The sequence below is a fragment of the Streptomyces sp. NPDC059957 genome, assembly GCF_042730015.1.
Lineage (GTDB): Bacteria > Actinomycetota > Actinomycetes > Streptomycetales > Streptomycetaceae > Streptomyces.
Window position 1 is genome coordinate 1 of sequence record NZ_JBHWMB010000068.1, and the last position, 14,931, is coordinate 14,931.

The 14,931-nt window shown below is 73.2% G+C and carries 16 protein-coding genes; 7 read left to right on the forward strand and 9 right to left on the reverse strand.

Going from position 1 to position 14,931, the window contains the following annotated elements; translation table 11 throughout:
- Nucleotides 1–85 precede the first annotated feature (85 nt).
- Nucleotides 86–709 (reverse strand): TetR/AcrR family transcriptional regulator, encoded by a 624-nt coding sequence (locus tag ACFWBW_RS32745; protein ID WP_385380352.1) that lies wholly within the window; start codon nt 707–709, stop codon nt 86–88.
- A gap of 93 nt (nt 710–802) precedes the next feature.
- On the opposite strand from ACFWBW_RS32745, the gene ACFWBW_RS32750 reads away from it, so the two are divergent.
- The 4 genes from ACFWBW_RS32750 (at nt 803) to ACFWBW_RS32765 (ending at nt 4,864) form a co-directional block, all read left to right on the forward strand.
- A complete protein-coding gene (locus tag ACFWBW_RS32750; protein WP_385380355.1) occupies nt 803–1,624 on the forward strand; it encodes an NAD(P)H-binding protein in 822 nt (273 codons plus the stop codon).
- 57 nt (nt 1,625–1,681) lie between these two features.
- Nucleotides 1,682–2,545, forward strand: a complete 864-nt coding sequence (locus ACFWBW_RS32755; RefSeq protein ID WP_385380358.1) for a haloalkane dehalogenase — start codon at nt 1,682–1,684, stop codon at nt 2,543–2,545.
- Between the two features lie 149 nt (nt 2,546–2,694).
- A complete protein-coding gene (locus tag ACFWBW_RS32760) occupies nt 2,695–4,155 on the forward strand; it encodes an alanine/glycine:cation symporter family protein (RefSeq protein ID WP_385380361.1) in 1,461 nt (486 codons plus the stop codon).
- A gap of 106 nt (nt 4,156–4,261) precedes the next feature.
- On the forward strand, nt 4,262–4,864 hold the full coding sequence (locus ACFWBW_RS32765; RefSeq protein WP_385380364.1) for a Uma2 family endonuclease: 603 nt from the start codon (nt 4,262–4,264) through the stop codon (nt 4,862–4,864).
- A gap of 15 nt (nt 4,865–4,879) precedes the next feature.
- Here ACFWBW_RS32765 and ACFWBW_RS32770 read toward each other — a convergent pair whose 3' ends face one another.
- Nucleotides 4,880–5,236, reverse strand: a complete 357-nt coding sequence (locus ACFWBW_RS32770; RefSeq protein ID WP_385380367.1) for a protease inhibitor I9 family protein — start codon at nt 5,234–5,236, stop codon at nt 4,880–4,882.
- 421 nt (nt 5,237–5,657) lie between these two features.
- On the opposite strand from ACFWBW_RS32770, the gene ACFWBW_RS32775 reads away from it, so the two are divergent.
- Nucleotides 5,658–6,854, forward strand: a complete 1,197-nt coding sequence (locus tag ACFWBW_RS32775; protein WP_385380473.1) for a S8 family serine peptidase — start codon at nt 5,658–5,660, stop codon at nt 6,852–6,854.
- A gap of 27 nt (nt 6,855–6,881) precedes the next feature.
- On the opposite strand, the gene ACFWBW_RS32780 is transcribed toward ACFWBW_RS32775, so the two are convergent.
- From ACFWBW_RS32780 to ACFWBW_RS32805, 6 genes are read right to left on the reverse strand one after another with little or no spacing between them, the layout of a single operon-like run.
- On the reverse strand, nt 6,882–7,886 hold the full coding sequence (locus tag ACFWBW_RS32780) for a pyridoxal-phosphate dependent enzyme (RefSeq protein ID WP_385380476.1): 1,005 nt from the start codon (nt 7,884–7,886) through the stop codon (nt 6,882–6,884).
- Nucleotides 7,807–8,874 (reverse strand): GHMP kinase, encoded by a 1,068-nt coding sequence (locus ACFWBW_RS32785; RefSeq protein WP_385380370.1) that lies wholly within the window; start codon nt 8,872–8,874, stop codon nt 7,807–7,809. The genes ACFWBW_RS32780 and ACFWBW_RS32785 overlap by 80 nt, the downstream gene beginning before the upstream one ends.
- A complete protein-coding gene (locus tag ACFWBW_RS32790; protein ID WP_385380373.1) occupies nt 8,871–9,725 on the reverse strand; it encodes a Rossmann-like domain-containing protein in 855 nt (284 codons plus the stop codon). The genes ACFWBW_RS32785 and ACFWBW_RS32790 overlap by 4 nt, the downstream gene beginning before the upstream one ends.
- 11 nt (nt 9,726–9,736) lie before the next feature.
- Nucleotides 9,737–10,543, reverse strand: coding sequence for an ABC transporter ATP-binding protein (locus ACFWBW_RS32795; RefSeq protein WP_385380376.1), 807 nt, complete (start codon nt 10,541–10,543; stop codon nt 9,737–9,739).
- A gap of 41 nt (nt 10,544–10,584) precedes the next feature.
- The gene (locus tag ACFWBW_RS32800; RefSeq protein ID WP_385380379.1) at nt 10,585–11,661 is read right to left on the reverse strand and encodes a FecCD family ABC transporter permease; all 1,077 of its coding nucleotides are present in this window, start codon (nt 11,659–11,661) and stop codon (nt 10,585–10,587) included.
- Nucleotides 11,651–12,664, reverse strand: coding sequence for an ABC transporter substrate-binding protein (locus ACFWBW_RS32805; protein WP_385380382.1), 1,014 nt, complete (start codon nt 12,662–12,664; stop codon nt 11,651–11,653). The genes ACFWBW_RS32800 and ACFWBW_RS32805 overlap by 11 nt, the downstream gene beginning before the upstream one ends.
- 188 nt (nt 12,665–12,852) lie before the next feature.
- On the opposite strand from ACFWBW_RS32805, the gene ACFWBW_RS32810 reads away from it, so the two are divergent.
- Nucleotides 12,853–14,115 (forward strand): MFS transporter, encoded by a 1,263-nt coding sequence (locus ACFWBW_RS32810; protein WP_385380385.1) that lies wholly within the window; start codon nt 12,853–12,855, stop codon nt 14,113–14,115.
- Between the two features lie 27 nt (nt 14,116–14,142).
- On the forward strand, nt 14,143–14,769 hold the full coding sequence (locus ACFWBW_RS32815; RefSeq protein WP_385380388.1) for a hypothetical protein: 627 nt from the start codon (nt 14,143–14,145) through the stop codon (nt 14,767–14,769).
- A gap of 6 nt (nt 14,770–14,775) precedes the next feature.
- Here the strand turns inward: ACFWBW_RS32815 and ACFWBW_RS32820 are convergent, their stop codons facing one another.
- The gene (locus ACFWBW_RS32820) at nt 14,776–14,928 is read right to left on the reverse strand and encodes a DUF397 domain-containing protein (protein WP_385380391.1); all 153 of its coding nucleotides are present in this window, start codon (nt 14,926–14,928) and stop codon (nt 14,776–14,778) included.
- Nucleotides 14,929–14,931: the final 3 nt, after the last annotated feature.

Here is a 14,931-nt window from a genome sequence, read left to right on the forward strand (position 1 = left end):
GTACGTCCGGTACGAGCCGTGGCCCTCCGCCTTGCGATGCACCGCACCGGACGCCGCGACCCGGCAAACCTTCCCGGCCACAGCACTAGGCGGCGGCCAGCGAGTCGATCCAGCGCTCCAGGCGACGTCCTTCCGAGGCCATCATCTCCGGGTCGCGGAAGGTGTTCGTGAGCAGCGAGATGCCCTGGTACGAGGCGATCAGGGCGACCGCGAGCTCACGGGCGTCCGTGGTGCGGCCCATGGCGAGGAACTGCTGCTCGGCCCAGTCGAGCAGCACCCGCATGACCTTGGCGAGGGTCTGGTCGAGGCCGTCGTCGCGCTTGTCGAGCTCGGAGGCGAGCGAACCGGTGGGGCAGCCGTAGCGGGCGGTGAGCTCGCGCTGTTCGACCCAGCCGGCGAGGAGGGCCTTCAGCCGGTCCTGCGGGGTGGGGAGCGCGTCCAGCGCGGAGATCAGCCCGGCCAGGTGCTGCGCGTGGGCGTCGATGGCCGCTTCGACCAGCTGGTCCTTGGTCTTGAAGTAGTAGTAGACGTTGCCGAGCGGGACGTCGGCCGCGCGCGCGATGTCGGCGATCGTCGTCTTCTCCATGCCCTGCTCGTGCAGGACCTGGGCCGCGGCCGAGGCGAGGCGCTCGCGCTTGCCCCCGCGCTTGCCCGTGGCCGTGGCCGTGGCCGTGCCCGTGCCTTCGGGCTTCACATCTGAGTAAGTCACCTGACTAAGTGTAGACGGGCGCCGCCCGGCGGGGCTATGGTCGTCCCAGGAGTAAGTCAGTCGACTAACTCACCTCGCGAGTGGGGGACCCTCATGATCGTCATCACGGGTGCGACCGGAAACGTCGGCAGCGAGCTCGTACGGATCCTCGCGGCGGCGGGGGAGCGCGTCACGGCCGTCTCCCGCCGGGCGCCGCAGGACGCCCTGCCCGAGGGGGCCCGCCACCACCGGGCCGACCTCGCCGAACCGCAGAGCCTGCGGCCCGCCCTCGCCGGGGCCCGGGCCCTGTTCCTGCTCGTCGCGGGCGAGGACCCGCGGGCGGTCCTCGAAACGGCCGCGGAGGCCGGCGTGCGCAGGGTCGTGCTGCTGTCCTCGCAGGGGGTCGGGACCCGGCCCGCGCAGTACGGGCACCCGGCCGCCTTCGAGGAGGCCGTCCGCCGGTCGGGCCTGGAGTGGACGGTCCTGCGCTCGGGCGGGCTCGACTCCAACGCCTTCGCCTGGGCCGAGTCGATCCGTACGCACCGCACGGCCGCCGCGCCCTTCGGGGACGTCGGGCTGCCGACGGTCGACCCGGCGGACGTGGCCGAGGTCGCGGCGGCCGTACTGCGGGGCTCCGGGCACGCGGGGAACACGTACGACCTGACCGGCCCGGCCCCGGTCACCCCGCGCGAGCGGGCCGAGGCCATCGCGGGGGCGATCGGGGAACCGGTGCGGTTCGTGGAGCAGAGCCCCGAGGAGGCCCGCGCGCAGATGCTGACCTTCATGCCGGAGCCGGCGGTGGAGGGCACCCTGGCGATCCTGGGCTCGCCGGTCGCCGCCGAACGGGCCGTCAGCCCGGCGGTCGAGCGGATCCTCGGCCGGGCCCCGCGCTCCTTCGCCGCCTGGTCGGACCGCTCGGTGGCGGCCTTCCGCTGACCGGGCCGTTTTCCCGAACCCCCCGCCGCCCCGTCTCTCTCCGGAGGAGCAGTACCCATGCCCGTACAGCCCGTACTCGACTCGACGATCCACTACCGGGAGGCCGGTGAGCCCGCGGGCGTACCCGTGGTCTTCCTGCACGGGAACCCCACCTCCTCGCACCTCTGGCGGGAGGTGATCCCCGCCGTCGGCGGGCCGGCCCGGCTGCTCGCGCCGGACCTGATCGGGATGGGGGACTCGGGCAAGCCCGCCATCGGCTACACCTTCGCCGATCAGGCCCGCTACCTCGACGCCTGGTTCGACGCCCTCGGGCTGGAGCGGGCGGTGCTCGTCGGGCACGACTGGGGAGGCGCGCTCGCCTTCGACCGGGCCGCCCGGCATCCGGGGCGGGTGAGCGGGATCGCGTTCACCGAAACCATCATCAAGCCGATGAGCTGGGAGGAGTTCCCGGAGGGCGGCCGCGAGCTGTTCCGGGCCATCAAGACGCCCGGGGTGGGGGAGGCGATGATGCTCGACGAGAACGCCTTCATCGAGCAGGCGCCGCCCGGAACCTTCGGCCCGGGCGCCCTGGAGGTGTACCGGGCGCCCTACCCGACGAGGGAGAGCCGGCGCCCGATCCTCCAGTGGGCCCGGTCGATGCCGCTGGGCGGGGACCCCGCCGAGGTGGTGGCCCGCGTGGCGGCGTACGGGGAGTGGCTCGCGGCGAGCCCGGACGTGCCCAAGCTGCTGCTGACCTTCGCCCAGGGGCCCGGCGCGATGACGGGACCGGAGACGGTCGACTGGTGCGTGGCGAACATCGCGGGCCTGGAACTCGCCCGGCACGACGACGTGCCCGCCGGCCACCACACCCCCGAGGACCACCCGCTGCTGGTCGCGGCGGCGGTACGGGACTGGGCTGGGCGGCACGGGCTGTGGGGGTGAGCCCGCTGCCGGGCCGGTCGCCCCGATCGGCGAGGACGGGGCGAAGGGCGAGGACGGGGCGAAGGGCGGTCGGCGCGGGCCTTCGGACCCCCCGGCGACGGACGTAGGTCCCTGTCGGTGGGCCTTCCGCCCCGGGGAGACTTCGCATCATGGACACTCTGGATACGGTGATCGTCAACGTCAACGATCACCTCTGGACCTACCTGCTGATTCCGCTGGTGGTCGGTGCGGGCCTGTACTTCACGGTCCGCTCCCGGGGTGTGCAGCTGCGCCTGCTTCCCGAAATGTTCCGGGTGGTGAAGGAGAAGACCCCGCCGCGCGCCGACGGCCGCAAGCAGGTCTCGTCCTTCGGCGCCTTCACGATCTCCGCCGCCGCGCGCGTCGGTACCGGCAACATCGCCGGTGTCGCCGCCGCCATCACCCTGGGCGGTGCGGGCGCCGTCTTCTGGATGTGGATGATGGCGCTGATCGGCGCGGCCTCCGCCTTCGTGGAATCGGCCCTCGCCCAGCTCTACAAGGTGCGCAACGCCGGCGGCGCCTACCGGGGCGGCCCCGCGTACTACATGCAGCGGGCGCTCGGTAAACGCTGGCTCGGGGTGCTCTTCGCGGTGACGATCACCGTCACCTTCGGCTTCGTCTTCAACGCCGTGCAGGCCAACACCATCACCGCCGTGGCCGCGGGCTCCCTCGCGGACGCGGACGGCTCGAACTGGTTCGGGCCCTCGCTCGGCGTGCTGCTGGCCGCCCTGCTCGGGCTGGCCGTCTTCGGCGGGGTCAAGCGGATCTCGTCCATCACCACCGTCCTGGTCCCGGTCATGGCGATCGTCTACCTCCTCCTCGGCGCGGCGGTGGTCCTCCTCAACATCACCGAGTTCCCCCGGGTCATCGCGGACATCGTCGGCGGCGCCTTCGGCTTCCGCGAGCTGGCGGCCGGCGGTATCGGCGCGGCCATCCAGCAGGGCATCCGGCGCGGCATGTTCTCCAACGAGGCGGGCCTGGGCTCGGCCCCGAACGCGGGCGCCGCCGCCGAGGTCTCCCACCCGGTCAAGCAGGGCCTCGTACAGTCCCTGGGCGTCTTCTTCGACACCCTCCTCGTGTGCACGATGACGGCCTTCATCGTCCTCGTCACCAACCCGGAGCTGTCGGGCCGCCAGGGCGCCGACCTGACGCAGACGGCGCTGAGCGACACGCTGGGCGGATGGGCCGGCCACCTCCTCACCGTGGTGGTCTTCATGCTCGCCTTCAGCAGCATGATCGGGAACTACTACTACGGCGAGACCAACATCCAGTTCATCACCCGCAAGCGGTGGGTCCTGCCGGGATACCGGGCGCTGGTCCTGTCGGCGGTCGTCCTGGGCTCGCTCGGCTCGGTGTCGGTCGTCTGGAACCTGGCGGACGTGTTCATGGGCCTCATGGCCCTGATCAACCTCGCCGCGATCATCCCGCTGTCCGCCATCGCCTTCCGTCTCCTGGACGACTACCTCGCCCAGCGCCGCGCGGGCCTGGAGCCGGTCTTCACCCGCGACCGCATGCCGGACCTGAGGGGCGTCCAGTGCTGGGACCCGATCCGCACGACGGTCCCGTCGGCGCAGGCGCCGGAACGGGTGTAGCGGGGGCCTATGTCACTCGATCGTGGGACGGGTAGGGGAAGTCCCCGCCACCCGCCGGCGGCCGCCCTACCCTCGCTGGCATATGCCACAGCAGAGGGGATTCGCGATGACCGCAGCCACGCCCGAGCCCGGCCGCAACGCCGACGGTCACCCGTGGGAGTACCTGCTGCGGACCTGGTGCGACCTGGACGTGCCGAAGGGCTGGCGGGCCGAGATCGACGGCGGCCTGATCACCCTGGTGCCGCCGCCCCACCGCCACCACCACGCCGTCGCGGCCACGGTGCAGCGCGCCCTGTACGGGGTCCTGCCACCCGAGTGGGGTGTCTACCAGTGGCTCGGCATCCACATCGCCGCCCCGGACAGGCTCTACGTGCCGGACCTCGTGGTCGTCCCAGCCGCCCTGGTCGATGACGTGGAACCCGAGGTCTCCGACCCCGTCGACGCCGCCGAGGCGCTGCTCGTCGTGGAGATCACCTCCAAGGGCAACGCCGAGGACGACCGGAAGAAGAAGCTCTGGGCCTACGCCCACGCCCCCGTCCCGGTATACCTCCTCATCGACCGCTTCGACGAGCACGGCCCCACGGCCACCCTGTTCACGGAACCGGAGAACGGCGCCTACAAGCACGCCGTCCGGGTCGCCTTCGGCGACGAGTTGCGGCTCCCCGAGCCCTTCGCGGTGGCGCTGGACACGGGGAGCTTTCCGCACTGAGCAGGGGCAGGACCGCTAGAACGCCGGGCCGGCGACGGCGACCGGGCCGTCCGGCTCGACCGACTTCACGACCGCCGTCGACCGCAGGGAGTCGACCTGGTCGGGGGAGAGGCGGGCGCTGAAGCCGTTCAGGGCGTGGCGGTAGACGTGGACCGGGGTGATCCCGTAGGCGTCCGCGACGGCGGCCGGGTCCAGGCCGCGGTGCACGGTGACGATGTACGTCGGCCACTCGGCCGGGGCGGTACGGGACGCGGGAGCCGCTGGGCCGGTGGTGGGAGCGAGGGTGGCGGCGTGCGCGGGCAGGGCGGCCGAGGCGGCCAGGGCGAGGGCGGCGAGGGTCGTCGGCAGGGTCCAACTCGTACGGGTACGCATGACGGCGAGGCCACCACGTACGGCCGGCCCGGTCAACGACCCCGGGCGGCGCGGCGGTCGCGGGCGGGGGTGAACCGCGAGGACCGCGAATGCGCCCCTCCCCGGATGCGCGCGCGGTGCCTTCCGTACGGGTGAACCTGTCGGCCCGCTCCGCACCGGCGCGAGGCCGGCCGCGCAGGCCGGGAGGGCCGGGAGAACAGCGGACGGAATCCTTTCTTCAGTCGGTACGAGAATCAGCCCGCGGCGGGCGGCGCGGGCCCGCGGCGCGGCCGGACGGCCGGTCCGGTCCGGTCAAGGGCCGCGGCCGGCCCGCCGATGAAGGGGAGGGTCGCACTCCGGGACGGGTTCCGCATCGGTGTTCCCGCCGAACGGAGGCGGCTTCCGCATGCCCCTCCACCCTTCGGGAGTTCCTTCGATGTCCATGCGCCTGCTCGCCCGCGCCGCCACCGCCGCCCTGCTCGCCGTCACCCCCGTGGCAGTCGGTTCCGCGTCCGCGGACGCCGCGCCCGAGCCCACCCCGGTGCCGCTGACCGTCTCGGCCAACGCCATCCCCGGCCAGTACATCGTGACGCTGGAGCCGGGCTACGACCCGGCCAAGGTGGCGGAGCGGCTGAGCCTCAAGCCGAAGTTCCTCTACACCAAGGCCATGAACGGCTTCGCCGTCCCCATGACCAAGCTCCAGCTGGACATCGCCCGCGTCAGCCTGGGCGTGAAGTCGGTGGAGACGGACGCGAAGGTCTCGGCCCCGTCGAGGGTGCCGACGACGGCCACGAGCGCCACTGCCCTGCGCGGGCCGTCCGCCTCCTGGGGCCTGGACCGGATCGACCAGAAGGAACTGCCGCTGGACAACACCTTCACCACCCAGGGCAACGGCGCCGGGGTGACCGCGTACATCCTCGACACGGGCATCGACTACAAGCACGACGAGTTCGGCGGCCGGGCCACCTTCGGCTTCGACGCGATCAAGGACGGCCGCGACGGCCTGGACTGCAACGGCCACGGCACGCACGTCGCGGGCACGGTCGCCGGCAAGACGTACGGGGTGGCGCGCAAGGCCTCCGTGGTCAGCGTCCGGGTCCTCAACTGCGAGGGCACGGGCGACTTCTCCGGGATCATCGCGGGCCTGGACTGGGTGGCCAAGAACGCCAAGCAGCCCGCCGTCCTCAACGGCTCCCTGGGCGGGGACAAGTCCACGGTCCTGAACGACGCGGCGGACGCCGTGACGGACGCGGGCGTCCTGCCGGTCATCGCGGCGGGCAACTCCGCGAAGGACGCCTGCGGCGTCTCGCCCGCGTCGGCGGGGAAGGTGGTCACGGTCGCGGCGAGCAACCAGTGGGACGAGGAGACCAGCTTCTCCAACTGGGGCAGTTGCGTGAGCCTGTACGCGCCCGGAGAGGCGGTCGTCTCCGCGAAGCTGGGCGGCGGCAGCGTGGCCCTGAACGGCACGTCCATGGCCGCACCGCACGTCACCGGTGTGGCCGTCCTCTACAAGCAGGCGAACCCGGCCGCGACGCCGCAGGACATCGCCGCATACCTGGACGACGAGTCCACGAAGGACGTCCTGAACAGCGTCAGCAAGTCCTCCCCGAACCGACTGCTGTTCACCAACGGCCTCTGACCACGGCGGGCGCGAGGGCCGCGGCGCTCACGCGGCGGCGCGGTTCCAGCGCATCCGGGACCACGGCAGGGCCAGCTCGCTCCGGTCGGTCACCTCGCGCGGGGCGAGGTCCGCGATCGGGGCGGCCTCGCGGTGCCTCGCGTAGACGGTGTCGACGTAGCGGTGGCCGGTGTCGGGGGCGATGAAGAGGACCGTGCGGTGGGGTGAGCGCTCGCGTTCGTGGCGCGCCGCGAGATAGCCGGCACCGGTCGACAGGCCGGCGAAGACCGCGTGCCGGCGCAGCAGGTCGACGCTGCCGGCGAGGGCCGCGTCGAAGGAGACCCAGTGCAGGGTGTCGTACAGCTCGTGCGAGACGTTCCCGAAGGGAATGGAGCTGCCGATCCCGGCGATGATCATCTCGGGGTCGGTGACGTGTTCGGAGCCGAAGGTCACGCTGCCGTACGGCTGGACGCCGACGAGTTCGACGTCCACCGTGCCGGCGGCGTCCTCGCGGAGGTAACGGGTGAGGGCGCCGGTGGACGCGCCCGAGCCGACGCCGCCCACGAAGGTGAGCCCGTCCGCCGTGCCGGTGGCCTCGCGGATCCGGTCGGCGATCGCGCGGTAGCCGAGGTAGTGGACGTCGTCGTGGTACTGGCGCATCCAGTGGTACTCGGGGTGGGCGGCGAGGATCTCGTGGATCCGCTCGACGCGCCGCTTCTGGTCGAGCTTCAGGTCGCTGCACGGCTCCATCTGCTCCAGTGTCGCCCCGAGGACGGCCAGTTGGGTCCGCAGCGTGTGGTCCACGGTGGCCGAGCCGACGATGTGGCAGCGCAGGCCGTACCGGTGACAGGTCAGGGCCAGGGCGTACGCGTAGATGCCGCTGGAGCTGTCCAGCAGGGTGTCCCCGCGGCGCACCGCTCCGGTGTCGAGGAGGTGGCGCACCGCCGCGAGGGCGGAGACCACCTTCATCGTTTCAAAGCGCAGGCAGACGAGCCGGTCGTCGAGGCGTATCAGGTCCGGTCGGCCGATCGACTCCGCGATGTGCTGGTCCATGCGGTGCTGGTCCATGGTGACGGATCTCCTTGGGGAGGGCGGCTGTGGTGCCGGCGAAGGTCGTGAAGGTGCGGGTGGCGGGGATGCCGTGGGCGTCCAGGGCGCGCAGGCAGCCGCGGACGCGGTGGCGCAGCCCGGGGGCGGCCGGATCGAAGAGCACGCCCGCCACCGCGCCGCTGTGCGCGATCTGCACGCCGACCGCCCCGGCCCGGCGGGCGAGGGCGGTCAGCACGTCGAACTCCGGGTGTCCGAGCACCCGTTGGCCGCGCCGTGCGCTGGCGGTGGCGACCGCGCCGAGCAGTTCCGCGCTGCCGGTGGCCACGGCCCGGCGCAGCAGCGCGCGCAGCCGCTCGTAGGCCCGTACGTCGCCGTCTTCCACGTCGGCCACCGGCAGGGACAGGGTGTCGACGGGCGCGCCCCCGCCGAGGGCGCAGCCCACCACGACCAGCGGCGGCAGGGCCGGGCCGAGGACCTCCAGGACCCGGCCCTCCCGCTGGGCGAACAGCACGGGGCGGCCGCCCAGCATCAGCGGATCGGAGGCCAGTTCGGCGCGTACGGCCAGTGCGGCGACCGTCGGGGGGTCCAGACGCAGCCCGTACGAGTCCGCGACCGCGCGCACGGCTGCGATGACGTCGCTGCTGGAGCTGCCCATGCCCAGGCCGACGGGTATCTCGCCGGTGAGCCGCAACTCCCCGCCGCAGGGCGGCTGACCGGTCCGCCGTGCGCACTCGGCGACGGTGAGGGCGGCGGCCCGCGCCGCCTTCGTGCGGTCGGCGGGTGTGACGGAGACGGAGCCGGTGACGTTGCGGGCCCCGGGCGCCGCGCCGGGGCGGCGGATGAACGCGGCGCTGCTGCCGGGGCCCGCCATGGGGAGGGTGACCAGTCCGGCGCACCGGCGCCCGGCGTCGTCGAGGAAGACGCCCTGGAGGATCTCGCCGTGGTGGCAGGGTGCCTGCCCGGTGCCGGCGCGGGGAGCGCCGGGAGTCACGCGCCGCCCGCCGTCCGGTAGCGGTACAGGACCGTCTCCTCGGCGCTGAACTGGGAGAAGGGGAACGGCTCCGCCGACAGGGCGGTCACCCCGGAGCCGAGGAAGGCGCGGGCGACGGCGCTGCCGGTCTGCGCGTAGACGACCAGCGGGATGCCCCGGGTCCGGCAGCGCTCCAGGATGGTGTCGAAGGTGCCGTTGCTCAGGGTCATTCCGGTGGCGACGACGGCCTGCGCGCGCTCCAGCACCTCGTGCATGTCGGCGCTGACCGGGTCGCCCCACTGGGTGGCCCTGAGGTTGAGGTCGCACGGCAGCGGCCGGCCGCCGCGCTCGCGGATCGCCGCCACCAGCGGGTTGACGACGCCGATGAGTCCGACTTCGGCGCCCTCCTCGATGTCCAGCAGTCCGGCGATGGCCGCGTCGCGGGCCCTGGCGCGGATCTCCGGGGTACCGGTGGGAAGGGTGACGGGCTCGGCGGCGCCCTGCTCGGCCGCCGCGCGGTGGGGGAGTGTCTCGGAGAGGTAGGCGTCGAGGGCGGCGATGCGCAGCGGGCGCGGGGCCTCGCGCAGGAGGACGTCGAGCGGGGTGCCGGAGGAATCGCGGCAGATCGACGGGTCGATCTCGCCGGCCTCGAAGGCGCAGCCGCCGAAGGAGCCGCCGAGGCGGACCAGGACGTACTGGTTGAGGTAGGTGGTGTCGCCGCCGGCCAGGCGGGTGCCGTGGTGGATCCAGAACACGCTGGTCGCGACGAGCGAGGAGGGGAGCGGGCCGTGCTCGCCGGCCAGTACGGCCCCGATGAGCGCGTCGACGGAGGGGGCGGAGGTCGCGGAGGTGGTTGAGGTGGTCAGGGTCATGGGGTTCCTCTTCACAGAGCGGGTTGGGGTGTCGGGGCCGTGGTGCGCGATTTGCCGAGCGGTCCGCGGTAGCCGACCTGCGGGTGTCCGAGGGCGTCGGTGGTGAGTTCGGCGTCCACCTCGAAGACCTCGGCGAGACGCTCGGCCGTCAGGACGGCGGCGGGCGGGCCGGAGGCGATCAGGCGGCCGTGGTGCAGGAGCAGCAGCCGGTCGCAGTACCGGGCGGCGAGGGACAGGTCGTGCAGCGCGACCAGGACGGTCTGGCCGGTGCCGGACAGCAGCTCCATCAGTTCGAGCTGGTGTTTCACATCGAGGTGGTTGGTGGGCTCGTCGAGCAGGAGGGCGGACGGCTGCTGGGCCAACGCGCGGGCGATGTGCGTGCGTTGCCGTTCCCCGCCCGACAGCGACGTCCAGGGGCGGCCGGCGAGGGCGGTGAGTCCTACGCGTTCCAGCGCGGCGGCGACCACGGCCCGGTCGGCGGCGTCCGGCCCGCGCCAGCGGTCGCGGAACGGGGTCCGTCCCAGGCCGACGATGTCCGCGACCGCCAGATCGCTGTCCGCGCCCGCGTCCTGTGCGACGAAGGCCACCTGCCGGGCGATCCTGCGCGCACTCCAGCCGCGTACGGACTCCCCGTCGTACCGGACCGCGCCCGTGTCGGGAGCGCGCAGTCCGGCCAGGCAGCGCAGCAGCGAGGACTTGCCCGAGCCGTTGGGGCCGAGCAGCCCGACGGTCTCGCCGGCGCCGATGTCGGCGCTGACGTCCCGTACGACGGGGGTGCCCGCGATCGACCAGCTCACGGCCTCGGCGGTGATCCTCACAGCTCTCACAGCACTCACAGCACTTACAGCACTCGCAGCACTCACAGCTCACCCCGCTTGCGCAGGACCAGGAGGAAGATCGGTACGCCGAGCAGTGCGGTGATCACGCCGACGGGAACCTCGCGCGGTCCGAAGGCGACTCTGGCCAGCGCGTCCGTCCACACCAGGAACACCGCGCCCGCCAGTGCCGTGTACGGCAGCAGCACCCGGTGCAGCGGCCCGACGAGGAACCGGACCCCGTGGGGGACGATCAGCCCGACGAAGCCGATGGCGCCGACCGTGGCCACCGCCACCGCGGTCAGCACGGCGGTGACCACGAGCAGCAGCATCCGCGTGTGCCGTACGTCGATCCCGAGGGAGGCGGCGGTGTCGGTGCCGAAGGCGAGCCCGTCGAGGGCATTCGAGCAGAGCCAGGCCGCCGCCAGCCCCAGCGGGGTGACGACCGCGCAGACCGCGACGGTGTCCCAGCGGGCGGGTGCCATCGAGCCCAGGAGCCAGTGGGTGACGGCCCGCGTGGTGTCGGCGTCCGCGGAGGCCATCAGGACGAGCGAGGTCAGCGCGGTGAAGAGCTGCCCGATGACCACGCCGGTCAGGACGATGCGGACCGAGTCCAGCCCGGTGCGGCGCAGGAGCAGCAGGAGCAGCCCGAAGGAGAGCAGTGCGCCGGCGAGCGCTCCGCCGGTGACGCCGAGGGTGTTCGCGCCGATGCCGAGGACGACCACGGTGACGGCTCCCGCGGAGGCGCCCGAGGAGACGCCGAGCAGGTAGGGGTCGGCGAGGGCGTTGCGGGTGACCGCCTGGAGCACCGCGCCGCACACGGCGAGCGAGGCGCCGACGAGGGCGGCCATCAGCACGCGCGGCAGCCGCAGGTCCCAGACGAGCGAGTCCAGCAGCGGCGGCAACGGCGCGACGTCCAGGCCGAGTCGGGAGCCGAAGACGCGGGCGAGGCCGGTCCAGCCCACGTCGGCGGCGCCGATCCGCACGGCCGCCGCCACCGAGACCGCCAGGACGGCGGCGGCGAGGAGGAAGAGGCCCGCCCCGGCCACGGCGGACCGGGGAGGCGCCGGCCCCGGCCCGGTCAGGGCGACCGGGCTGATGGCCTCTGCGTCAGCGGACATACCCGAGGTCCTTCATGCCGGCCGCGAGCAGTCCCAGGGCGTGTACGGAGCGCACGGAGGGGTCCAGTTCGATGCCGGGCACTTCGAGGATCTTGCCGTCGCGGACCGCGGCGAGCTTGGAGACGACCGGGTGTCCGGTCATGGTGGCGCGCTTCTCGGCGGCGCTGTCGCCGGGCCGGCCGCGCTCGGACAGGTCGCCGATCACGATGAAGTCGGGGTTGCGCTTGGCGACTTCCTCCCAGGAGACCTCCGGCCAGTCCTCGTTCACGTCGTCGAAGGCGTTCTTCGCGCCGACGATCCGGCTCATCTCGCTGGGCAGGCCGGTCTTGCCGGCCACGTACGGCATGCCGTTGAAGACGGAGTAGAGGTAGACCACGGTGGGCTGTTCGGCGCCTCCGGGGACCTTGGCGGCGTTCTCCCCGGCCTTGGCGACGGCGGTGCGCTGGTCGGCGGCGAGCTTGGCGGCCCGCTCCTCGGCGCCGAAGACCTTGCCGAGGTTCTGGTAGTCGGAGAAGAGCAGCTCGAAGGGGGTCCGGCCGGCCGGGTTCTGCTCGGGGCAGTCCACGGCGCTGACGAAGGTCGGGACCTTGAGGGCGTCCAGCTCCTCGCGGGTGCCGGCCCGGTCCTTGGTGAAGAGGTCCGTGGAGCCGCCGACGACGAAGTCGGGTGTCGCTGCGCGCAGTTGCTCGCCGGTCGCGATCTTCGGGGCGATGACGGGGATCTTGGCGTACGCGGCCTGGTACGGGGCGGGGATCTTCGTCTTGAGGTTGGCGGTGCCCGCCATCGAGTCCTGGAGCCCGAGTTCGAGCAGGGTCTCGGTCGAGGTCTGGTCCAGGGCGACGGCCCGCTTCGGCGGCGCGGCGAAGGTCGCCTGGCGGCCGCAGCTGGTGAGGGAGGAGGCGGGGGCGGCTTCGGCTTTGGAGTCGTTGGCGGCGGGTGCGGAGCAGGCCGCGGTGGCGAGGGCGATGGTCAGGGCGATGCCGAGGCGGGCGGGGTGGCGCATGGGTTCTCCGGTCTGGGCAGGGCGGATGGGAGTGCGGGTGCGGGCGTAGGTGTGAGCGCGGGTGGGCGTTGTCGTGCACCGGGCAAGACCGCCACGTTCGAAGGGTACTGTAATGGTATTCATTTTCATTAAGAAGCCCGGGGGCGGTTCACCGCGCCCCCACTCCACCCCCAAGGAGCAATCACACCGTGGCGACCCCACCCGCGCCCCCGGCGCCCAAGACCGTTGACACGCCCGTGCGTTCGGTCCTCCTCGACGTCCCGTTCCTGCGCCTGTGGGCGGGCACCACCGCCTCCGGACTCGCGACCTGGGCCCTGCCCTTCGTCCTCGGGCTCGCCGTCCTCCACCGCGACATGAGCGCCGCCGGCCTCGGCCTGGTCCTCGCCGCGCGCACGGTCGGATTCCTCGCCGCCGTCACCGTCGGCGGCGTCCTGGCCGACCGGCACTCCCGGCGCGCGGTCGTCCTCTGGTCGGCCCTCGCGGCGGCGGTCGCAGCCCCCCTCCTCGCGGCCGGACTGGGCCGCTCGCTCCTGCTGATGACCGCCGCCGCAGCCCTCGCCGGAGCCGGACAGGGCGCCTGCCGACCGGCGTTCCAGGCGCTCACCGCCGAGACCGTCGACCCCGGGCGGCGCCAGCAGGCCAACGCCGCCATGACCATGGCCGTACGGGGTTCCACGCTCGCCGGACCCGCCCTGACCGCGCTGCTCGCGGCCTTCCTCGACGTGGGGACCCTGCTGCTCGGCATCGGCCTGCTCTGGCTGGTCGCCGCGCTGGTCCCGGGCAAGGGCCGGGGGGTCGCCGCCACTGCCGTCACCGCGCCGCGGGCGAGTTTCCGTACAGAATTCCTGGAGGGCGTACGGGAGGCACGCCGCCACCCCTGGTTCCTCGCCGGACTGGCCGCCCTCGTCGCGGTCATCGCCCTCGGCTACTCCGCCACCAGCGTCGCCCTGCCCCTGATCAGCCGGGACCGCTACGACAGCGAATGGGTGCTCGCGGCGGCCATGACCGCCTACATAGTGGGCGCGCTCGGCGGAGCCCTGGTCATCGCCCGCCGGCGGCCGCGCTCACAGGGCTGGGCCGCCTTCGCGGGACTGGCGGCGTACGGATTCGCCCCGTTGAGCCTGATGCTGCCCGTGCACCCGTGGGTGGTCGTGGCCGCCTACGCCGTCGCCGGGATCGGGATCGAGCTCTTCAACGTGCCCTGGTTCACCGCCACCCAGCGCGAAGTCGCCCCGGACCGGCTGGCCCGCGTCTCCTCGCTGGACTTCCTCGTCTCCTACGGCCTGGCCCCGGTCGGCCTCGCCCTCATCGCCCCGGCCATCGACGCCTTCGGCGTCACACCGGTCCTCGGTGTCTGCGCGGCCGCCTGCTTCCTCGTACCGGCGGCGGCGGCGATGGTGCCGACGGCCCGTCACTTCGCGCGGGTGGCTCCGCCGGCGGAACGGCCCTAGCGGCGGCCATTGCTAAAGTGCGCGCCGATGGGTGTCCAGGAACGCGACCGCAAGGTGTACCAGCCTCTCCGCAGGGCCGGCCTCCAGGTACTCCCGGACGCGGTGCCGCCGGGCACGATGCCGCACGTCCACGGAATCGGTGCGGAGGACGTGAGCGATGGCTTCTCGCACCGGTATGACACCCCGCGGCTTGTCGAACGGCTCAATGCCGACTGGTACGACCTCGCGGCGTCCTCGGGGCTGTTCGACCATCGGCGCGAGTTCCTCCTGCAGCTCCCACAGGGCACCCGTTCACACCGAGCCGCCCTGGACCACATGCACTCCGGCAACTGGGCGCCGGCGCTCTGGACCCGGGTCCGGCTCCTCGACCGCTGGGACATCATGGGCCGGGGCGCCGCGTCGGGGTTCCTCGGCGTGCGCTCGGGTCACCCGGGCTTCGACATGATGGCCCTGGACGGCAGCGTGTTCGTCAGTTGCTCGACGGGTGAGACCGGCGTCGGCGTGCTCGCCGTGCACCACCCGCACCGGTCGGAGAACATCCTGCGCCACATGGAACGCATCGCGCGCGACCGCTCTCCCGACGTCGACCGTCAGTACGCGCAGCAGGTCGCTGCCTGGCTTGCCGCCCGGCCGGGGAGCCCTTCGGGTCGCTGAATCGGCCTAGGCGAGGGCCGCTACGAAGGCGGCCCAGGCGGGGGCGCCGAAGGTGAGGTGGGGGCCGTCGGGGACCTTGGAGTCGCGGACGGGGACGATGTCGGGGTGGCCGGCGGCGACTTCCAGGCAGTCGCCGCCGTCACCGCCGCTGTAGCTCACGCC